Source organism: Vibrio sp. 1151_11, from assembly GCF_029478525.1.
In the GTDB taxonomy this organism is placed as follows: Bacteria; Pseudomonadota; Gammaproteobacteria; order Enterobacterales; family Vibrionaceae; genus Vibrio; species Vibrio anguillarum.
Genome location: NZ_SHMN01000010.1, coordinates 67,271 through 86,835, shown reverse-complemented (window position 1 = coordinate 86,835; position 19,565 = coordinate 67,271). Strand labels below are relative to the sequence as shown.

At 44.1% G+C, this 19,565-nt stretch carries 16 protein-coding genes; 10 read left to right on the top strand and 6 right to left on the bottom strand.

The features are described from left to right. Nucleotides 1-107: 107 nt before the first annotated feature. From EXZ60_RS09470 to EXZ60_RS09460, 3 genes are all read left to right on the top strand, one after another. The gene (locus tag EXZ60_RS09470) at nt 108-1,661 is read left to right on the top strand and encodes a L,D-transpeptidase family protein (RefSeq protein WP_277435610.1); all 1,554 of its coding nucleotides are present in this window, start codon (nt 108-110) and stop codon (nt 1,659-1,661) included. A gap of 220 nt (nt 1,662-1,881) precedes the next feature. Further along, entirely contained in the window at nt 1,882-2,424 is a 543-nt protein-coding gene (locus tag EXZ60_RS09465; RefSeq protein WP_088721176.1) for a DUF882 domain-containing protein, read from the top strand. A gap of 75 nt (nt 2,425-2,499) precedes the next feature. After that, entirely contained in the window at nt 2,500-3,156 is a 657-nt protein-coding gene (locus EXZ60_RS09460) for an MBL fold metallo-hydrolase (RefSeq protein ID WP_010320728.1), read from the top strand. A 47-nt stretch (nt 3,157-3,203) separates the two neighbouring features. Here the strand turns inward: EXZ60_RS09460 and EXZ60_RS09455 are convergent, their stop codons facing one another. Beyond that, entirely contained in the window at nt 3,204-3,869 is a 666-nt protein-coding gene (locus EXZ60_RS09455) for a DUF2982 domain-containing protein (protein WP_064625306.1), read from the bottom strand. 199 nt (nt 3,870-4,068) lie between these two features. Between EXZ60_RS09455 and EXZ60_RS09450 the strand changes: the two genes are divergently transcribed. Next, nucleotides 4,069-4,458: a hypothetical protein gene (locus tag EXZ60_RS09450; protein WP_064625304.1), complete on the top strand. Its 390-nt coding sequence runs from the start codon at nt 4,069-4,071 to the stop codon at nt 4,456-4,458. Between the two features lie 78 nt (nt 4,459-4,536). Here the strand turns inward: EXZ60_RS09450 and EXZ60_RS09445 are convergent, their stop codons facing one another. Further along, on the bottom strand, nt 4,537-5,013 hold the full coding sequence (locus EXZ60_RS09445; RefSeq protein WP_010320725.1) for a MarR family transcriptional regulator: 477 nt from the start codon (nt 5,011-5,013) through the stop codon (nt 4,537-4,539). Between the two features lie 393 nt (nt 5,014-5,406). Between EXZ60_RS09445 and EXZ60_RS09440 the strand changes: the two genes are divergently transcribed. Together EXZ60_RS09440 and EXZ60_RS09435 are read left to right on the top strand one after the other, a co-directional pair. Beyond that, entirely contained in the window at nt 5,407-6,984 is a 1,578-nt protein-coding gene (locus EXZ60_RS09440) for a BCCT family transporter (protein ID WP_017044778.1), read from the top strand. A 197-nt stretch (nt 6,985-7,181) separates the two neighbouring features. After that, nucleotides 7,182-9,065 carry a methyl-accepting chemotaxis protein gene (locus EXZ60_RS09435; RefSeq protein WP_094133828.1) on the top strand — a complete coding sequence of 628 codons (1,884 nt, stop codon included), beginning with the start codon at nt 7,182-7,184 and terminating at the stop codon, nt 9,063-9,065. A 124-nt stretch (nt 9,066-9,189) separates the two neighbouring features. On the opposite strand, the gene EXZ60_RS09430 is transcribed toward EXZ60_RS09435, so the two are convergent. The 4 genes from EXZ60_RS09430 to EXZ60_RS09415 all read right to left on the bottom strand — a co-directional run bounded on the left by EXZ60_RS09430 (nt 9,190) and on the right by EXZ60_RS09415 (nt 15,010). Beyond that, the gene (locus tag EXZ60_RS09430; protein ID WP_064625300.1) at nt 9,190-9,918 is read right to left on the bottom strand and encodes a 3'-5' exonuclease; all 729 of its coding nucleotides are present in this window, start codon (nt 9,916-9,918) and stop codon (nt 9,190-9,192) included. Further along, nucleotides 9,915-11,804, bottom strand: coding sequence for a putative nucleotidyltransferase substrate binding domain-containing protein (locus tag EXZ60_RS09425; RefSeq protein WP_013856754.1), 1,890 nt, complete (start codon nt 11,802-11,804; stop codon nt 9,915-9,917). Before EXZ60_RS09425 ends, EXZ60_RS09430 begins: the two co-directional genes overlap by 4 nt. Nucleotides 11,805-12,073: 269 nt before the next feature. After that, nucleotides 12,074-13,273 (bottom strand): amino acid aminotransferase, encoded by a 1,200-nt coding sequence (locus EXZ60_RS09420; RefSeq protein WP_019282378.1) that lies wholly within the window; start codon nt 13,271-13,273, stop codon nt 12,074-12,076. Nucleotides 13,274-13,555: 282 nt separating this feature from the next. After that, complete coding sequence (locus EXZ60_RS09415; RefSeq protein ID WP_277435609.1) at nt 13,556-15,010, bottom strand: HD domain-containing phosphohydrolase; 1,455 nt, start codon at nt 15,008-15,010, stop codon at nt 13,556-13,558. A gap of 432 nt (nt 15,011-15,442) precedes the next feature. Here EXZ60_RS09415 and EXZ60_RS09410 point away from each other — a divergent pair, with 432 nt between their 5' ends. Genes EXZ60_RS09410 through EXZ60_RS09395 form a run of 4 tightly spaced genes read left to right on the top strand, consistent with a single transcriptional unit; the run spans nt 15,443 to nt 19,549 of the window. Beyond that, nucleotides 15,443-16,615: a methyl-accepting chemotaxis protein gene (locus EXZ60_RS09410; protein ID WP_013856758.1), complete on the top strand. Its 1,173-nt coding sequence runs from the start codon at nt 15,443-15,445 to the stop codon at nt 16,613-16,615. A gap of 31 nt (nt 16,616-16,646) precedes the next feature. Further along, entirely contained in the window at nt 16,647-17,015 is a 369-nt protein-coding gene (locus tag EXZ60_RS09405) for a response regulator (protein WP_026027540.1), read from the top strand. Between the two features lie 9 nt (nt 17,016-17,024). Continuing rightward, the gene (locus EXZ60_RS09400) at nt 17,025-17,336 is read left to right on the top strand and encodes an STAS domain-containing protein (RefSeq protein WP_013856760.1); all 312 of its coding nucleotides are present in this window, start codon (nt 17,025-17,027) and stop codon (nt 17,334-17,336) included. Nucleotides 17,337-17,353: 17 nt separating this feature from the next. Further along, complete coding sequence (locus EXZ60_RS09395) at nt 17,354-19,549, top strand: chemotaxis protein CheA (RefSeq protein ID WP_194567497.1); 2,196 nt, start codon at nt 17,354-17,356, stop codon at nt 19,547-19,549. Nucleotides 19,550-19,565 lie beyond the last annotated feature (16 nt).

The window sequence follows — 19,565 nt, the reverse complement described above, 5'->3', positions numbered from 1 at the left end:
TGCATGAGAGTTTATGAATATATTGTTGATATCGACAACAACGTTTAGCAGATAGCCGTTTCTTTTGCCATACTGAAACGTGAATCAGCGTTGTTGGATAGATCGGAATGAGTAAAAGCATCCTATTTGCTTTATTATTGATTTTTAGTAGCTTTTCTCTTTACTCTGCCGAGAAGGTACAGCCTTTTGCTGTCTCTCAAGAGAATGCCTCGTTGCAATCTTTTATCCAATATCCACATTTAGTCGAACGAATTTACCAAGAGAATGAGAATCGGCGCATTTGGCAAGATGAGCAGATTGTTCGTCAATTTGAACATCAATTGGAAGTGATTCGCCGAGCGGGGTTTAGCCCTTTATTTTCACGCCAGTTAGCGCAAATGAAAGCGTACCGGAATCAGCAAGCGTTCAACGAATACGATCTGCTGGCGACCGATACTTTACTTTTGTATTTGAGTTATGCCGAGCAAGCTCCCAAAGTCGGTATGGCTTGGTTCTTTGAACGTAAGCTCAACTCTGCCATTGCTCCACCAAGCCAAGAAGCCTTGTTCGCCCTTCATGTTGCGGTGGAAGTTAACAGTATCGGAGATCTGCTCAATGGCTATGCGCCCAACAACGCGGCTTATGATCAACTGCTACACGCCTATGATTTTCTGCTCAGTACTGAAAATGCAGCGCTCTCGTTGTACACCCAAAAAGGCTTAAAAAAACCTGGCGATAAGCTCTCACAACGTAGTGTGCTTATTGCCCGCTTATCATTAGTTAATATCGATGTTAGCACAGTGCGTGACGACGTAACTTGGTATGACAACAGCTTGGTCAAACCTGTGAAAGAGTTTCAAGCGATGCACGGTTTAAAAGCTGACGGCATGATTGGCCCCGAGACCTTAAAGTGGTTAAATTTGTCTTTGCAGGCACGCTTGTCTATGTTGGCATTAAATGCAGAGCGAACTCGTTTGTGGCCAGAATCAAAAGAGACACAGATCGTAGTCAACGTTCCCAGCTTTGACATGCGTTACTGGTATTTAGGTAAAGAAGTCTTTCAGTCTAAAGTGGTGGTGGGCCGAGTTTCACGCAAAACGCCACTCATGAGCACCAAATTAGATTCTTTGATCCTAAACCCGACGTGGAATGTGCCATACAAAATTATGGTAGAAGATATTCTGCCGATGGTAAAAAAAGATCAAAACTATTTGCGTCAACACAATATTGATATTGTTTCGAGCTGGCGCTCGAACGATCAAATTGACCCAAGCAACATCAACTGGTCTGCGGTGAATCCGGCCTCTTTTCCCTACCGAATGCGTCAGCAAGCCGGGCAAGATAATGCATTAGGTCTGTATAAATTTAATACGCCCAATCGTAGAGCGATTTACCTACATGATACGCCGAGTAAATACCTATTCAATAATACGTCGCGAGCCTTTAGTTCGGGTTGCATTCGAGTACAAAATGCCGATAAGTTTGCTTCGATGATATTAGAAACCCAAGGTATTAATGGTGATAAATTAACGGGTAAAGAAGGGCCTACGAATGGCACGATCCCATTAAAGCAGCGCATCCCCGTATACATCATCTATCAAACCGTTTGGTATGAAGGTGGGGAACTGCATTACCGAGATGATATCTATCGTTATGATGCATTCAGCACCAGTAATGGGTGAATGGATACCGCTAAAACAGTGGTCACCTAAGTAAGCAGGGATGCGTCTCTCAATTTACCAAAAAATGACTTAATAAAGATCTCTTTTATGTTCAAAGAGTAACGATGCTGTGGCTCTCTCTTGAGCATTTCGAGCACAATTTATGCATTTGATCTTCACAATGGAGTCCGGTAGTGTCCGGGCTTGTTGAAAATAAATTCAGTTGTGAAGGTATCCAACCTTGTTAGTTTCTCGTCGTCATTTTATAAAATTGGCTGGTAGTGGTGTCGTTTTAGCGGCGTGTGCCCCCCAGATAGTATTGGCATCGTACCCTGAAACCTCTCGCATACTCGCGATGAATAATTTACATACCGGTGAAACACTTGAAACCTGTTATTTCAACGGTGTTCGTTATGTTCGATCTGAGCTTGATCGGCTCAACCATATTTGCCGTGATTTCCGCCGCAACGAAGTCCATCCAATGGACAAAAATCTATTTGACCAAATATCGAAAATTCAATCTCTACTTGGTACGCAAGCGGAAGTACAAATCATCTCTGGTTATCGATCTCCTGCCACCAATGAAATGTTGCGCACTCACTCCTCTGGGGTTGCTAAGAAAAGTTTCCATATGCTAGGCCAAGCAATTGATTTTCGGTTAGATGGTGTTCAGTTGAGTCAAGTACGCGAAGCGGCGATCGAATTGGGCGCTGGCGGTGTTGGTTATTATCCTAGCAGTGATTTTGTGCACATTGATACTGGGCCTGTACGTCATTGGTCATAAGGCTGTTCGTGACTTGTCAAATGAAAGTGTCAATGTCATAGTTCGGCCAACTGCGAATTCGAACAAGGTTTTAGTATGTCGTTAAAGTATCAAGTGGTGCCCGTCACTTCCTTCTCTCAAAACTGCTCTATCGTTTGGTGTGATGACACCATGGAAGGGATCGTGGTTGACCCCGGCGGTGATGTGAAACAGCTCGTGATGTTGATCAATGAACTCGGGGTAAAAGTGGTCAGTTTGGTTCTTACTCATGGTCATTTAGATCATGTCGGTGGAACCGAACCGCTGGCGCAGCAGTTGGGCGGCGTCGATATTATTGGACCACACAAAGCGGACAACTTCTGGCTACAAGGCCTCGAAGGTCAAAGCCAAATGTTTGGTTTTCCACTGACGGAAGCCTTTGAACCTACCCAATGGCTTAATGACGGTGATGAAGTGAAGTTTGGCCTTCAAACTCTACAAGTATTGCACACGCCCGGCCACACGCCCGGTCACGTGGTGCTGTTTAGCCAGCAAGCGAAATTGGCGTTTGTTGGTGATGTATTGTTTAACGGTAGTATCGGCCGTACGGATTTCCCGCAAGGTGATTTCAATACCCTTATTCACTCGATCAAAACTAAGCTATGGCCACTTGGCAACGATGTGACGTTTGTGCCCGGCCATGGTCCGCAATCGACTTTTGGCCGTGAACGTGCCAATAACCCTTATGTCGCAGATGAAATGCCCCTGTATTGATCTTGATTAGGCTCAGAGTGTTCCTTCTGCGCCCATTAAACCATGTCTTAGTCTGGTTCGGCCGCCGCGAGGTAGCGCCGAATCAGCCCCACAAACGCCTCGGCGTCACGATCCAGATCGTGCGCTGAGATAAAAATATCATAATCAAAAAATTGCCGTTGATAGCGCATCCGATTGGCTAACATTGCCATAAGACCATGATAGTAATTACCGTTTGGCGCAGTGTAAGGTGCGTTGTCGAGTACCAAGTCTTCAAATTGAGTCTCTTTGCGCTGTTGTTTTGCTCCTAAGTAGAGCAGCGCGCGCTGGCTGAGCAAGATCTCACTAGCGATTCTGGGGCATACACTCTCAAGGTAAGGTGAATAATCCTTCAGTTTGATCCCAATCCAAGGCAAAGGTTGGTGCCAACCATGATATTCATAACTGCATACCCCAATGCGGCTAATATTGTTCCATTTTACGACCCAACCTCCTTTAAAGAGATGCTGCTGAAAATGGGTAGCGGTTAGGGTGTAGCTAACTTTTCCTTTCAAAATCAAAAGATAGAAGGTGATTAGAGTCACTGCCAGTGCACTTACTAACAGCAGCGCATGAATAATGTTGGATGAGAACATGACAATGCAAATTGAAGCGATGATACAAGTCGTATTGACCCATTTAACCACAGGTGATTGCAGAGAAAAGCGCGTATTAGACAAATGTTGGGTGTGCATAAACCAGTGAAACTCCTTCGAGCTACAGCATCGTTGTTGGCTGTTGCGACCTGTATAAATTGTAGTCAGTTAACGCATCAAAATGCGTTTTTGCCCCTCAATCTGTGCTATGCCCTACAAATCGAGGACGATTTTTGATATAAAACGCGCTTCAAATTTTCACCACTGCTTGAAACGCAGTGAAATGGAGAAATATTCGATGAGACTTGCTCATAAGCGTAAGGTGCAGGCAAAATTGCAAAAGCGTATTAAAGCGACGGTTGCAAACTTGATCGCCTCTCAATCAGCAAAGCCTGTAACAGCGCAATCGACCGTAGCAAAAACCGCTGCAACAAAAGTAGTTGTGGATAAAGGTGCAGCGAACTCTAAAAAAGTGGATGTTGCGTTAACGCCAAAACAGCAACAGGTTTTAGATATCGTCGCTAACCACGCAGAAGGTATGAATCCTAAATCGATCGGCTTAAGTGCTGGTCAAGAAGATGCGAAAGCCGCCGCTTGGGCCACTGGCGCACTCAAGAAACTAGTAGAAGAAAATCTGGTAGTGAAAGAGCAGTTAGCAGGCAACAAAGTTATCTATAAAGCTATTTAATCTGCTGTTCGTTGTGAATGAATTAGCCTCGGTAGCCCCGAGGCTTTTTTACGATCAAATTTTAAAATGCAATCAAAGCTACTCTTCTTTGGTAATAGAGCCAATTTCGAGCATCGGTGCGACATCGATGTTTTCGGCATTCATCATAGAAGATAAACGTTGTACTGATGAGAGCAACAGGCTTTGCTCCCACTCTTGAAGCTGCCTAAATTGTTCGACAAAGCTTTCTTGCAATGGTTGCGGTGCCTTTTCTAGCAGCTTCTTACCTTCGTCCGTTAAATGGGCGTGCACTTTTCGTTTATCGGTATTGCTGCGAATTCGCTGTACGTATCCGTTGCGCTCTAATCTATCCAAAATGGTGGTGGCAGTGGCCTGGCTCATGTTCGTATGATCCGACAATGTGCGGATAGTCACCTCACCAAGGGTTTGAATTGAGCGCATTAAAATAAGCTGGGGACCAGTAAGTCCAGCGTCTCTATTCAGTTTTTTAGAGTGCAGATCAATTGCGCGAATAATTTGTCGAATTGAGATCAAAACTTCTTCATGTTTTTCCAAACTCATTGTCCCAAAAAGAAAGTTATTAATAAGCGGGGACCATAGCGCAGTTCTTTTCACTTGAACAGTAGCATTCGACCTCTTTTGTTTTGGTCTAAGATGATGAGTGTATAAGTTGAGATGTAAAATGATTAGTACTCGAATGTTTTTGTTTTCAATTCCCACCCTTCATTGGTTGACATTTAACCGTCTAGGCTTGATTTTTGCCTTATATGGCATTTTTTGTTGATTTTTAGTGGAATTTTTCTGTGATGTTGGTAGGGTATTCAGCATATTGAAAAACAAATTGCTATGAGTACGAAGTTATTTTTGGTTTTTTTTCTTAAAATTGTTTCGTTCTCATGGTTATTAATCTCAACTGAAAAATCATGTCTAGATTTCTAGAGAGGTAAAATGACAAAAGGTATTGATAAGTACAGTATCGACAGTACTGACTACACTGTCGGGCAAGATAACGTGCAAAAGTGGGGGTTTGATGTTCATAACCCAGTGTTTGGCTTTAGTGCTGGATTTATTGCGCTATTTTTAGTCGCCGCTTTAGTCGTTGATCCTGAGGTTGCGAAGAGCGTGCTTGATGGCGTTAAATGGAAAATTATTGGCACTTTTGACTGGCTGTTTATTTGGTCGGGTAATCTTTTTGTGCTGTTTTGCTTAGGCTTGATAGTTTCTCCCTTTGGTAAAATACGTTTAGGTGGCCAAGAGGCGACAGCAGACTACTCTTTTATTTCTTGGCTCTCTATGCTGTTTGCCGCAGGGATGGGTATTGGTCTCATGTTCTGGAGTGTCGCTGAACCGGTGGCGTATTTTACTGGTTGGTATGAGACACCTTTAGGTGTTGCAGCTAACACACCCGAAGCAGCTAAACTAGCATTAGGTGCAACCATGTACCATTGGGGTCTACACCCTTGGGCCATTTACGGTGTGGTAGCGCTTTCCCTTGCGTTCTTTACTTACAACAAAGGGCTTCCGCTTTCTATTCGCTCTATTTTTTACCCGTTGCTTGGCGATCGCGCTTGGGGCTGGGCAGGGCATATCATTGATATTCTGGCTGTATTAGCAACATTGTTTGGCTTAGCAACGTCATTAGGGCTGGGGGCGCAACAAGCGGCTAGTGGTATCCATCATGTGTTTGGCATTGATGCCGGAATGGGCTTACAAATTGTCGTGATTACCGTTGTTACTTTATTAGCAGTGGTCTCCGTGGTGCGTGGTATTGATGGTGGTGTCAAAGTCATCAGTAACATCAATATGATCGTTGCGTTCTTGCTGCTGATTTTGGTTGCACTGATTGGCTATACCGTAACCTTTTCATCCATTCCAACCACATTAATGGCGTATATTGAAAATATCATCCCACTCAGTAACCCGCACGGTCGAACTGATGAGGCTTGGTTCCAAGGTTGGACAGTGTTCTATTGGGCTTGGTGGATTTCATGGTCACCATTTGTTGGAATGTTCATTGCGCGAGTATCAAAAGGCCGTACTATCCGCGAGTTTCTCACCGCCGTATTATTAGTACCTACTGCTGTTACCTTGATTTGGATGTCTGTATTTGGTGGTTTGGCGATTGATCAAGTCATCAACAATGTTGGCCAATTAGGCGCGAATGGTTTGACCGAAGTGCCACTGGCGATGTTCCAAATGTTTGATGCACTGCCTTATGGCACGTTACTTTCAGTGATTGCGGTTGTGTTAGTGTTGGTATTTTTTATCACCTCATCAGATTCAGGGTCACTGGTCATTGATAGTATTACTGCTGGAGGCAAAGTGGATGCCCCTGTCCTACAGCGTATTTTCTGGGCGTTGATGGAAGGCGCTATCGCCGTAGCCTTGTTATGGATTGGTGGCACCAATGCTATTGAAGCGTTGCAAGCCGCCGCAATATCAACGGCGCTGCCATTTACTATCGTGCTGCTGTTGATGTGTGTCAGCCTACTGTTGGGAATGCGAACCGAGCTCTTGAAACGTTAATTTCGACATTGATTTGAAAAGGCGACGAAAGTCGCCTTTTTGATGTTTTTTTGACGATCGTCATTAGAGTGTTTTGCTAAAATACTAAGAAAAGCAAATGGTTATCTTGTGTCAGAATTCGACATATATTTCGTGCATCTTGTGTTAAATCTGGTTAATATCCGCCTCCGTTCCTGTATCTAACATTCTGCAAACCAATGAAATTAACCTTAAAGCAAAAGCTAATCGGTGCCAGTCTTTCTGCCGTCGTCGTTATGGCGAGCGCGTTGACTTGGCTAGCCGCTGATCAACTCTTTGAACAAACTCGAAATGGCGTATATTCGCGGGCAGAAAGCTTGTCAGCTGCCGCTGCGAAAGGCATTTCGGACTGGATTGTGGTCCGTAAAGAGATCTCAACCGCTTTTAATGACTACACCGCTCAAGATGATGTCGTTCCTTTCTTACAGCAAGCTCGCAAAGCGGGTGGCTTTGATGATATTTTCTTTGGTACACCGCAAGGTGAGATGTATCGTTCACACCCTGAGCGTAACCGTGCTGACTATGATCCTCGCCAACGTCCTTGGTATAAAGATGCCGTTTCAGCGAATAAACAAATTATCACCACCGCTTATAAAGACGCGATCACCAATGCACTGTTGGTGACAATTGCAGATCCTGTGCGTCGCAATGGGCAATTTGTCGGCGTCGTTGGTGCCGATGTGTTAATCGATCAGTTGATCCAAGATGTCATCAGTTTAGATGCGGGCAAAAATGCCTACGCGATGTTGATTGATGCGCAAGATGGAACCTTTTTAGCGCATCCAGATAAAAATTTCTTATTAAAACCAGTGTCGTCATTGTCGAAGACGTTGACGATGAACATGATAGAGCAAGCAGTGGCTTCAGGTACCGTTGAAGACGCGTCATTACAAGGTGTTGATAAGCTATTTTACTTCGCCAAAGTGCCGCAAACCGATTGGATCTTTGCTATCCAAATGGATCGTGCAACGGAAGAAGCAGCGCATACATCCTTGCTCATTGACCTAATTGTGACTGCACTTGTGATTACTATCGCTGTGATTGTGATCGTCTCTTGGTTAGTGAGCTTTTTGTTTAGAGATCTTAGCCGAGTATCCAAAGCCTTAGAGGAAATTGCTTCCGGAGACGGTGATTTAACTCAACGTCTTGAACCAAGAAGTGATGATGAAGTTGGGCAATTAGCACAAAACTTTAATACCTTTGTCGGTAATATGCACACCATGGTTTCTAAACTCAGCTTTGTTTCTGCTGCGTTGTCTGAACAGTCAAAACAGACGGCCGCTCAAGCCAAAGAGCGTAGTGCGCGTATCCGTTTACAACAAGATGAAATTAATATGGTGGCTACGGCCATCAATGAAATGGCCGCAGCTACACAAGAGATTGCCGGTAACGCGGATCATACCGCTCAAAACTCTGGCGAAGCGGTAACGGCTTGCGTACATGGTTCGAATCAAGTTTCACAAACACAAGGTTCGATTCAAAACCTGGCCAAAGAAGTTCAAGTGGCCACTGATGTTATCCTTGAGCTGGAAGCACACGGCAAACACATCAATACGATTCTGGCGACCATTCAAAACATAGCAGAGCAAACTAACCTGCTAGCATTGAATGCGGCGATTGAAGCTGCACGTGCTGGTGAGCAAGGTCGTGGCTTTGCCGTGGTTGCCGATGAAGTTCGTGTGCTTAGCCAACGTACACATGCTTCGACAAAAGAAATTCAGCAGATGATCGAAACGTTGCAATCAACGACGGGTAAAGCGGTTGGCATTATGGGTGATAGCCGTATGCTTGCTGGAACCAGCGTAGATGATGCGAACGCCGCTGCAGCAAGTTTGATGCAAATTCATAATTCAGTTGAGCGCATCAGTGACATGGCGACGCAAATTGCCTCGGCCGCTGAAGAGCAAGCTTCTGTGACGTCGGAAATTACTCGCAACACGGAAGGGATCCGCGATGTGTCTAACGATCTTGCACAAGAAGCGCATGAAGCAGCAGCACAAGCATCACAACTTTCTGAGCTTTCGCATCAGTTAGAAAATGAAATTCGTCGCTTTAAGCTGTAAGTTCTAAGCGTAAAAGCCGAGATGTGATTAAAAAAGAGGAACCTAACATGGGTTCCTCTTTTTTTGCTCGTGTCGATCACGGTACTAAACCTTGAAAGAATCCCTTGAAAGGATAATCAAAAAGTTATAGCCACAACGTTCGGACACTTTGCTGCCGATCAAAATGATGAGCGATTTGTGCTTGGAATAATTCCGCGGTGGCAATAGCATCAACTAAAGCGTGGTGTGGGGTGTACGCTGGTAGTCCATAACGCGCCCGCGCTTGCCCTAAACGCACTGATTGTGGTTTTTGCCCTTTTAACTGGTTCCATAAACCTCCATGCAACCGTTGTTGAATTTCCGTTTCCAATTGCAAAGTATCGATCACAGGGAACTCAATACCTTCACCCAATCGCACTTTTAATGCTTGATTGAGAAAGCTACGTTCAATATGACGGTAATGAACCACAACAATTTTTCCAGATAAGGCCTTCAGTATCGACTCCTGCACTTCTGCCAAATCTGGCGCATCTAAAATATCGTTGTGTGTGATGCCATGGATAACCACCGAATCCTCTTTTAACGCTTGGCGTGGCCGAACTATCCAATGTTTAGAGCGGTTGAGATAGATACGGTTTAAGGTAAAAGGCACCAAGCCAATGGTGATAATGTCATCATGCTGCGCACTTAAACCCGTTGTTTCCAAATCTAAAGCGACAAACTCTATTTCATCGATTGGCGTGCAACCCTTAGCAATCGGCCTTGAATAAAAATCTTTGAGTAACGGATGGTTAACCAACGACTGCTTATTGGCATATTTTGCTACCCAATCGATGCTCGGTTTTTGAAACCATTGTTTAATCATCACTCTCACTTAAAGTTATTGCTGGCTTGATAACGGAATTTCAAGAAATTTTGCGCATTGCTTAGGATTTGAAATGCATCTTTTAAGTTACGTCTTTCAAAATCAGATAGGTTTTCTGGCTCGATATTGTTATCTGGCTCTATTTCTTGTTCAACGTCAGCCGCTTGGTGGCGAATGCGTACCATAGCGATAAACTCCATTGCGTCACGCAGATCTTGCGCCCGTCCTTTGGGTAGAATTCCGGCTTCAATGATGTCATCTAAACGTTCAAACGAGTTGGTAGAACGTGAACCGACAGCCAATGCATGCACACGGATTAAATCCGCTAACGGTGCCGTGCCGCGACGTTTTAAATTGATGGTGTTATTGTGTCGTCCATCTTTTTCCATCACAAAGTCTTTGAAAAACCCCAATGGTGGCGTGCGGTTCAGTGCATTTCGTGCAAGGCATGCAAGAAATCGATTATTTTTGCGTGCTCGACGGACAATAAACCCATTCAGTTGTTCTGCCCATTTGGTCCTGCCACACACTCCGTATAAGTCAAAAAAGATGGATGCATTCAATAGCGCTTTAGGGTTAGGGTTATCTATCCAATCGGCAAAGCAGGCTTCCCATTCTTTACGAGTCATACGCCACATCGGGTTGCTGGCCATAATGTCCCCCGTACAGTAGCTGTAACCGCATTGATCTAAGCTGTCGCAGACAAATTTGGCGAACGCTTCGAAATAAGCACCATGTTGTGTTTCTTCATAGCTATCGTCCAAAATTAAAGCGTTATCTTGGTCCGTGACAATTAACTGTTCATCACGGCCCATAGAACCCAAGGCTAAAAAGCAGTATGGAATAGGCGGCGAGCCTAGTAATTCTTCGGCAAGTTCAATGATTCTTTGTTTAAAGCTACGGCCAATCACTGACATCGCCGTGCCGATCATATGTGAGTTCGCATCTTCGTTGACTAAACGAACAAAACTGTCTTTGACTTGGTGCGACAGTGTGGCTAACTCTTCAACACTTTGTTGCTGGAAGATGCGACTGACGAGCAGCAATGAGTTTTGTGATTCGTAGCGAACAATGTCGGTCGCTTCAATGATACCGATCGGCTTTTTTTCTTTGAGTATAGGAAGATGATGAACATTGTACCGAAGCATTTTCAGCATGGCCTCATAGACATAAGCATTATGATCTAATGAGATAACCTCCGTTGTCATCACTTCCGTGACGAGGTGATTAGGATCGATGCCAACGGCTAATACACGCGTGCAGAGATCTCGGTCAGTCAGGATGCCGATTACCGGGCTGTTATCGTCGTCACTCTCTTGCAAAATATCAGGATCAATCACCAGCAGTGAAGAGATACTCTCTTCCGCCATCTTGATCGCCGCATGTTGAATGGTTTCTGTTTTGTAAACGAAAGGGGCTTCTCGGCTGAGTAAGGTTCGTACTTTCGAGGTGGTGAGATCATTCTGCTCTGTTTTACTCAGTACGGCTTGGCGAAGGCGCGCGTTATCTTGCACTTCAACGAAATCAGCAAAGGAATCATAGTTGTCATATAAATCCTGAAACCTTGCCTCTGGAATACAATAAACCAGCGTATCTTCAATCGCTGTGACCGGAAAACGAACACGGTTATTCGTCAATAGCCCCATTTGACCAAATAAACCGCCTTCGGTTAGGCGGTTGTATAATTCGCCTTTGCGACGGTACACCTCGACGACGCCGCTGCGGATCAAATACAAGTCCTGGATATGATCACCAAAATGAATGATGGGTGTACCTTGTCGAAAATAGGAGATTTCTACGCTCTGCGTCACTTCGATCAGTGTTTCTTCAGGTAGTTCATTGAACGGTGGATATTGAGCAAGGAAGTTCTTGATTTCAATTAGTTCTGCTTCCATGGAGGCTTCCTTGTGTTTCGGAGTTCATATTGTGGGATTCTGACATCGTGAGCCAGCTAAACGATATAACTTGTCAAAGGGATCCGGTTACATCGGTGGCATTGGACATAGGATTCAGAGAGTTATAGTACATGAAAAGAACGTGCTTTGCAGGCAAGAGGGGAAAGTGTACGCGCTTCGATGTGAATCAAGTGCCATTTCAGTGAATTGAAGATAAAAAAATAGCCGACAAGTGGCGGCTATTGTTGTCTATTTCTTATCATTATCGATTATAGAACCGCTGCAATACCTTTGCACAGTGGGCCCATATTCGATTTCGTCATGCCTGCCACACTGATACGGCCGGAACCGACGATGTAAATTGCCAATTCATCTTTCAGACGAGCAACTTGTTCCTTGTTCAAACCAGAAAAAGAGAACATGCCATTTTGACGTTCAATAAAGCTAAAATCAGCCTTCACACCTTCGGCTTTTAGGGTGGTAACAAACAGCTCACGCATCTCTTGAATACGTTCACGCATTTCCGTCACTTCGTTTTCCCATTCTGCGCGCAGTTCGGCGTTGTTGAGGATATAAGTAACGACCGCAGCACCGTGCGCTGGTGGGTTTGAATAAATGGAACGAATGATCGCTTTGATTTGTGAGAAGGTTGTTTCAGCGACATCTGTTGAGCCAGCAACGATGGTAAACGCACCCACGCGCTCATTGTACAAACCGAAGTTTTTAGAGAATGAGCTTGCCACTAAGATCTCTTTATTGTATTTCGCAAAAGTACGTAAGCCCTGTGCGTCTTCTTCAACACCTTTCGCAAAACCTTGATAAGCAAAGTCAAACAGAGGAAGAAGCCCTTTATCAGCGACTAATTTTGCTAACGTTTCCCACTCTTTATCGGTTGGATCAATGCCAGTTGGGTTGTGGCAGCACCCGTGTAGAAGAACAATATCACCCGCTTGAGCTTGCTCAAGATCGGTAAGCATCGCTGCGAAATCTTTATCTTTCGTTTCGGCATTGTAGTACGAATACTGCGTGGTTTCTAAACCAGCCGCATTAAAAACACCGTGATGGTTTGCCCATGTTGGGTTGCTGATCCACACTTTCACGTCGCCGATTTGACGCTTAATAAATTCACCAGCTACACGCAGTGCACCAGTACCACCCGGCGCTTGCGCCGTTTTTGCGAGCTTTTGCGTCACAATCTCAGATTCATCGCCAAACAGGAGTTTTTGTACCGCGAGCCCATATTCAGCAGTACCTTCAATGGTGAGATAAGATTTGGTCTTTTCAGACTCAAGCAACGCCGCTTCCGCTTTCTTTACTGTCGCAAGAACAGGTGTTTCACCTGCTTCATTTTTGTAGATACCAACACCGAGGTTAATTTTTTCAGTGCGAGGATCTTTTTTAAACTCTTCGGTTAAACCAAGAATAGGGTCAGCCGGAGCTGCGACAACTTTTTCAAACATAATCATCATCCATGTAAAGTGTTAGAAGGGATTTTAGAAACATAAAATTAAGGTATTTATACCTTTATGAAATATCCGTTACAACACACAAAACAGAAAAACTGAAAATAATTTGTGTTGGCTAAGAATCATGAACAAAAAGGCGATTTTTTAAAAAAAACTCTATCATCCACCGTTTTCAGGCGGGGAGATTAAATAGGTTTTACTTTGAGAAGTAGTCAGCTCAACGGCAAAATTCATCATCAAATACGATATATTGCCGTTGAGCGGAGGAGTCACTGTAATAAGAGATTAATGTTTATCCTGATGGCGAGCGGCAATGGCGACAAATTGTTGTTCAACACTCAAAAAAGCCTCTACGACTTGTGGGTCAAAATGTGTCGCTTCGCCCTGTAGAATGATGGCTTTTGCTTCATCATGAGAAAACGCGGGTTTGTAAACGCGCTTTGAGATGAGCGCATCATATACATCAGCCAGTGCCATTAAACGGCCTGAGAGTGGAATCTCTTCCCCTTTGAGTTGTTTTGGATAGCCCGAACCATCCCATTTTTCATGGTGAGTGAGGGCGATTTCTTTCGCGATTGCTAAAAAGGAACTTGTGCCAAGGTGCTGCTCGGCAATCGACAGCGCTTGTGCGCCGATCTCTGGGTGCCCCTTCATAATAGTGAACTCATCATCGGTGAGTTTGCCGGGTTTCAGTAGGACGGCATCAGGGATACCGACTTTGCCAACGTCGTGTAATGGGGCTGATTTGTAGAGTAAATCAATATAAGTGGGCGTTAATAAAGGCTGATATTTCGGTTTTTGGCTTAGATATTGCGCGAGTACTTTGACATATTCTTGAGTACGTAAAATATGAGCGCCAGTTTCATTATCGCGAGATTCAGCTAAAGCGGCTAGGCTGACGATGGCGACATCACGCGTGGTTTTTACTTCATCCTGTGAGTTTTGTAGGCTATCCAACATTTGATTGGTCAACCAAGCCACAGAGCCTAACTCGTTATTTTCAAAAATCGGTAAGCGTTGTGCTATATCACCTTGAGTTACTTGGCATAGCGAATGCTCTTGAGCGTGCAATATTTGCTTCATCAGTTTTCCCCACTGCCAGAGGATAGCGATTACATAACCGCCCAAAACCAAAGAAACATAAATAAACTCTTTAATAATACTTATCTTGCCATGCCCATTGATTAAACTGGCAGGGTTATGTTCAAGCCAAAAAAGATCTTTCACTGCGACCATCGTGAGTGTGGCTGTCAGAGTGAGGATCATCAGCATCATTAACCCGATCATCTGCTTAACAATCGAATGCCTTTCACCTTGGAGTTGTTGACGATTCAATTGTACTGCGTGCTGGCGATATTGAGCTCGTTTAGCGATGAGTTGTAATAAGCTTCCGGTAAAGAAACCAAACAGTGTTAAACCAAACAGGACTTTTACGTTGCTATCGAGAGTGAATTGATAGTGCTGATTGTAATAAAGAGCGAGTGGAATACTGACAAGAAAAAACAAAACACTATCGAGCTTCGCATACTGTTCTGTTTTTGCCCAATGATGGTGAATAAAGAGATATCGACGCATTACCCATGCACAAAATACACTAATCGTGACATGAGTGGTGATTTCTAATGCGCTTAAACTGGACAACATCGGACAGATTCGTCCGCCATAGGTGGCAAATAGCAGCGCAGCTAAGAGGTAGAGCAGTGCGGTGAGTTGGCTGTTGTTTCGCTTGGTATTATTCATGAATTTGATTTCATTACAGTATGTGATGCTTAAGTTTAGGTGATTAAATTCGTTCAATGTTGTATTTTCGTAACTAACCGATGTGCGGAGGATCAGAAAAGCGATGGATTCTAGTGATGTATTTCTAGGAAAGATAGCTAAATAAAATAAAGCCCATGTGATCCGATCAGTGCGTCATGTTATGAGAACAGAGGAGAGGGCTTAATGACGTTACTCAGCCGAACTTAACGAAAGTCAATCGTTACTCTGACTGATAAGAGTGGACTGTTTAAAATTACCTAACACAACAAAAGTAAAATTACATCTACCGACTACATTGCAGATTCCTCCAAGCTTTCCTATCTTTAGTTATGAGCTCTAGGCGTTGCATAACAACTTCTTACATAACGTCATAGCTTTCGTCAGTGTTTTATGGCTAAAGGATAATAAATCATGCTCCTCATTAGGCTGGTACGTGTTTACGTGCCCTTAGTGCTATTGTCGATAGTTGCTCTTATGCCACAGCCAACACATTTTGGTGTTTGGGCTCTATTATTTGTTACTTTTGCTAGTGTTAGCTATGCAATTTGGAATTACGAATCCTTCATTTCCCAAGTCAAAGCTCAAAAAAAGACGATTGAACACCTTTCTCAAACACAAGAGATCCAACTGGATGGATATCATTCTTTAGAGCCTCTCTTTGCTCAATCTCTACCAGTGTGGTCTCGTCATATTGATTTAGCCAATGTGCAACTTACCGATTCTGTTACTCAACTGAGCCAGCAATTTGGTGATCTTGTCACGCAGCTTTCACAAGCACTCTCCTTCTCGCAAGGTTCAACCTTAAAAGATGAGCGCAATTTAATGAGCGAAATTGAGCGTTGTCGAGCCATGCTTTCTAAAGCGGTTGATGAGCTTAGAGAAAGCCAAAAGACAAGAGAGCATATGCTTGATGAAATGCGCAGCCTTGATCAATACACAGTCGATTTAAAAAAAATGGCAACCGATGTGGTGGGCATTGCTGAAAAAACCAACTTATTAGCACTTAATGCTGCCATTGAGTCAGCCAGAGCAGGAGAGGCCGGTCGAGGTTTTGCAGTGGTGGCCGATGAAGTGCGTAACCTTTCACAGCGTTCAAGGGAGATCGCTAGCAGCATGACGGAGAAAGTGAACGTTGTCAGTGATGCGATTAATACTACATTTAAGACGGCTGAAATGGCTATTGCGGCTGAGAGTGAACAAATGGAACAAACCGAGCAGCGTATCGATTATGTCATTAACCACTTCCAAGATATGGCACAAACCTTACAGCAACAGTCTGAGCGGTTAAAAGAAGATGCATTTTCGGTGAAGGAAACAATCAGTAGTGTGATTGTGAAATTGCAATTTCAAGACCGAGTAAGCCAAATATTAGAGCAAATCAGCACCAATCTCAAAGAACTCAGTGACTCATTAGAGCTGCTCAAACAAGACAGCAATCATGCGATCGCAGGCGAATTATCCCCGCAAAAATGGCTGGAAAAAATGACCAAGAACTACACCATGATAGAACAACATGAAAGCCACAAAGGCAAGGTTACTGAGGTGAAAAGCAAGGTGACTAGCACGGACATTACTTTCTTTTGAGAACCGTAAATAAATAAATGAGGAACTCGTGATGAACAAAACGGTACTTGTTGTAGATGATTCGGCTTCAATTCGGCAGGTTGTGAGTATGACCTTAAAAGGAGCAGGCTATCAGACGATCGAAGCTCATGATGGTAAAGATGCATTATCCAAATTGGCCGGGAATCGTGTTCATTTGGTCATCAGCGACGTAAATATGCCGAATATGGATGGCATTACCTTACTTAAAGAGCTGAAGCAAAGGCCAGACACAAAATTTACGCCGGTGATTATGCTCACAACTGAATCTGAGGCATCGAAGAAAGAACAGGGTCGTGCTGCGGGTGCGAAAGCTTGGGTTGTAAAACCCTTTGCACCTGAACAGATGCTTGCCGCCGTAGCAAAACTGATCCAAGCCTAAGGGGGGATTATGCTGACTCCACACCAAACCGATGAGCAATTAATGTTAAAACTTGACGGTGAACTGACGATTTATGAGGCTCGAAATTTGTTTGAGCAGCTGACCCCTTTTGTGTCTCATAGCGAGAAGATCGCCATTGAACTTTCCCAAGTCACTGCTCTGGACAGCAGTTGCGTACAAGTATTGATGGCATTTAAAAAAGCAAGAATAGAACAGGGATGTGAACTGATTCATCACAGTGAAGTCGTGGTGGATGTGCTGGGTAAACTGGGGCTAGTGGGATGGTTTCATGACCCTATCGTTCTTTCGAGTTCACAATAAGACAAAGTGACAAGCTAATGACGAAGCCCCAGGGAGATACTATGGACGAAATGATGGCTGCGGCGCTCCAAACTTATTTTAATGAGAGTAGGGAGTTGCTTGAAGGGATGGAATCTGACCTTCTTGAACTGGATAGCGGGAATCTTGATGGCTTAAATGAGCGATTAAACGCAATTTTCCGAGCAGCGCATACTGTAAAAGGCTCAGCAGGGATATTTAACTTAAATGAGATCGTTCGTTTTACTCATAAAGTAGAAAGCTTGCTTGATTTATTGCGCTCAGAACAACTTAAGTTGCATGAAAAGCATATTTCCTTGTTGCTTGAGTGCCGCGATCACATGGTGAGCTTGATTGATGATGCTCAAACGGGGCAAGAGTCATCAGAAGATGACGTTACCGGACAGCGCTTAGGAGCCCGATTGTCTGAGTTTTTAGGTCAATCTGAACCAGAAAGTCATTCACCAGCCACGGAATCTGAACCTGATCACACCGCACTCGACAATTTCTGCTGGCATATCTCTTTAACTTTCCCGCTTCATGCATTCCAAGATGGTATGGATCCGCTCTCTTTTCTTTCTTATTTAACTACGCTGGGAGAGGTTATTTATATCGAGGCGGTCGACCGAAAATTACCTGATTGGCACAACTTTGATCCGGAATGTTGTTATTTGGGTTTTGAACTGCGTTTCTATTCGCCGGCATCTAAACAACAAATCGAAGACGTGTTTGAATTCATTCGTGAAGAAGGTGACGTTCGCATCTTTCCACCCAGTGCCAAAGTGGGTGACTTCATTGAGCACATTCAATCAATGCCCGATGAAAATTATAGAATTGGCGAAATATTAGTTCGTTGTGGCGCGCTCACTGAGACTGAATTGAAGCGTGCATTGCAGCAACAAAGTGAGCGGCGAGAAGCGAGTTCGGACGCGATACCCATAGGCGAAATTATCACTCAGGCTGATGCTCAATTAGCACCCGTACTCAATGCGGCGGTCGATAAACAAAGTAAAGCCCGAGAGGCGCTAACCAAAGAGCAAAAAAGCTTGCGAGTGGATGCTGAAAAGTTAGATACCTTAATTAATTTAGTCGGGGAATTGGTCACCGCAGGTGCCGGCAGTGCATTACAGGCGGAGCTAATTGGCGAAAATGTAATGATTGAATCTGTTGCACGGCTCAATGGCCTTCTCGAAGAAGTCAGAGACGCGGCACTACAGCTTAGAATGGTGGCTATCGGTGCGACATTTGCCCGTTTTCAACGCGTTGTTCGTGATATGGCGAAGGAGCTAAACAAAAGTATTCATCTCACGATTACCGGTGCGGATACCGAATTAGATAAATCAGTGATTGAAAAAATTGGCGATCCTTTAATGCATTTAGTGCGCAATGCGATTGATCACGGCATTGAAACAGAGGAAGAGCGTGTCGCAAATGGTAAACCTTCTCACGGCACCATCACGCTCAATGCTTACCATGACTCAGGCAATATAGTGATCGATGTGAGCGATGACGGAAAAGGGCTTAACAGCGAAAAATTGCGCGCAAAAGCGATTGAAAAAGGGCTACTTGATGAAAACCAACTCGTGACCGATGACGAGATTTTTCAGCTCATTTTTGAGCCCGGCTTTTCAACGGCCCAGCAGGTTTCCAATATTTCAGGACGCGGTGTCGGTATGGACGTAGTGAAGCGAAATATTACTGATTTGCGAGGTCGAGTAGAGATTCACAGCCTACTTAATCGAGGAACAACTATCCGCATTGTATTGCCGCTCACACTCGCGATCATTGATGGTTTTTTAATTGAAGTGAGTAGCGAAACCTTCGTTGTGCCATTGGATGCCGTTCAAGAATGCGTTGAACTTGATGACCAGTGGCTCAAAGATGGCCAAGGCAAACCTTATATTAATCTCAGGGGACAAGTGCTGCCTTTAATTGATTTAAGAGTGCAATTTAACCTCACTGCGCGTCGCTCAAAACGCCAAAATGTGGTGGTGGTCAGTAGTGCGGGGCAAAGTGCTGGTTTGATCGTGGATAATTTGTTGGGGGAATTACAAACCGTAATTAAGCCACTTGGGCCGATTTTTTCACGGGTTAAAGGAATCAGCGGTTCGACTATTTTGGGCAGCGGGGATATTGCTCTTATCTTAGATATCGCCAGTTTATCGCAACATATTATGAAGGAAGAGTCGAAGCATCGCTTATTGGCAATGCACTAACTTGGCTCAATTACAT

Bases quoted from the DNA above. Each gene is read 5' to 3' on its own strand.
- EXZ60_RS09435 (WP_094133828.1), top strand. From the start codon at position 7,182: ATGAAATTAACCTTAAAGCAAAAGCTAATCGGTGCCAGTCTTTCTGCC.
- EXZ60_RS09420 (WP_019282378.1), bottom strand. From the start codon at position 13,273: ATGATGATTATGTTTGAAAAAGTTGTCGCAGCTCCGGCTGACCCTATT.
- EXZ60_RS09415 (WP_277435609.1), bottom strand. From the start codon at position 15,010: ATGAATAATACCAAGCGAAACAACAGCCAACTCACCGCACTGCTCTAC.
- EXZ60_RS09450 (WP_064625304.1), top strand. From the start codon at position 4,069: ATGAGACTTGCTCATAAGCGTAAGGTGCAGGCAAAATTGCAAAAGCGT.
- EXZ60_RS09425 (WP_013856754.1), bottom strand. From the start codon at position 11,804: ATGGAAGCAGAACTAATTGAAATCAAGAACTTCCTTGCTCAATATCCA.
- EXZ60_RS09395 (WP_194567497.1), top strand. From the start codon at position 17,354: ATGACGAAGCCCCAGGGAGATACTATGGACGAAATGATGGCTGCGGCG.
- EXZ60_RS09400 (WP_013856760.1), top strand. From the start codon at position 17,025: ATGCTGACTCCACACCAAACCGATGAGCAATTAATGTTAAAACTTGAC.
- EXZ60_RS09455 (WP_064625306.1), bottom strand. From the start codon at position 3,869: ATGCACACCCAACATTTGTCTAATACGCGCTTTTCTCTGCAATCACCT.
- EXZ60_RS09470 (WP_277435610.1), top strand. From the start codon at position 108: ATGAGTAAAAGCATCCTATTTGCTTTATTATTGATTTTTAGTAGCTTT.
- EXZ60_RS09405 (WP_026027540.1), top strand. From the start codon at position 16,647: ATGAACAAAACGGTACTTGTTGTAGATGATTCGGCTTCAATTCGGCAG.
- EXZ60_RS09410 (WP_013856758.1), top strand. From the start codon at position 15,443: ATGCTCCTCATTAGGCTGGTACGTGTTTACGTGCCCTTAGTGCTATTG.
- EXZ60_RS09460 (WP_010320728.1), top strand. From the start codon at position 2,500: ATGTCGTTAAAGTATCAAGTGGTGCCCGTCACTTCCTTCTCTCAAAAC.
- EXZ60_RS09440 (WP_017044778.1), top strand. From the start codon at position 5,407: ATGACAAAAGGTATTGATAAGTACAGTATCGACAGTACTGACTACACT.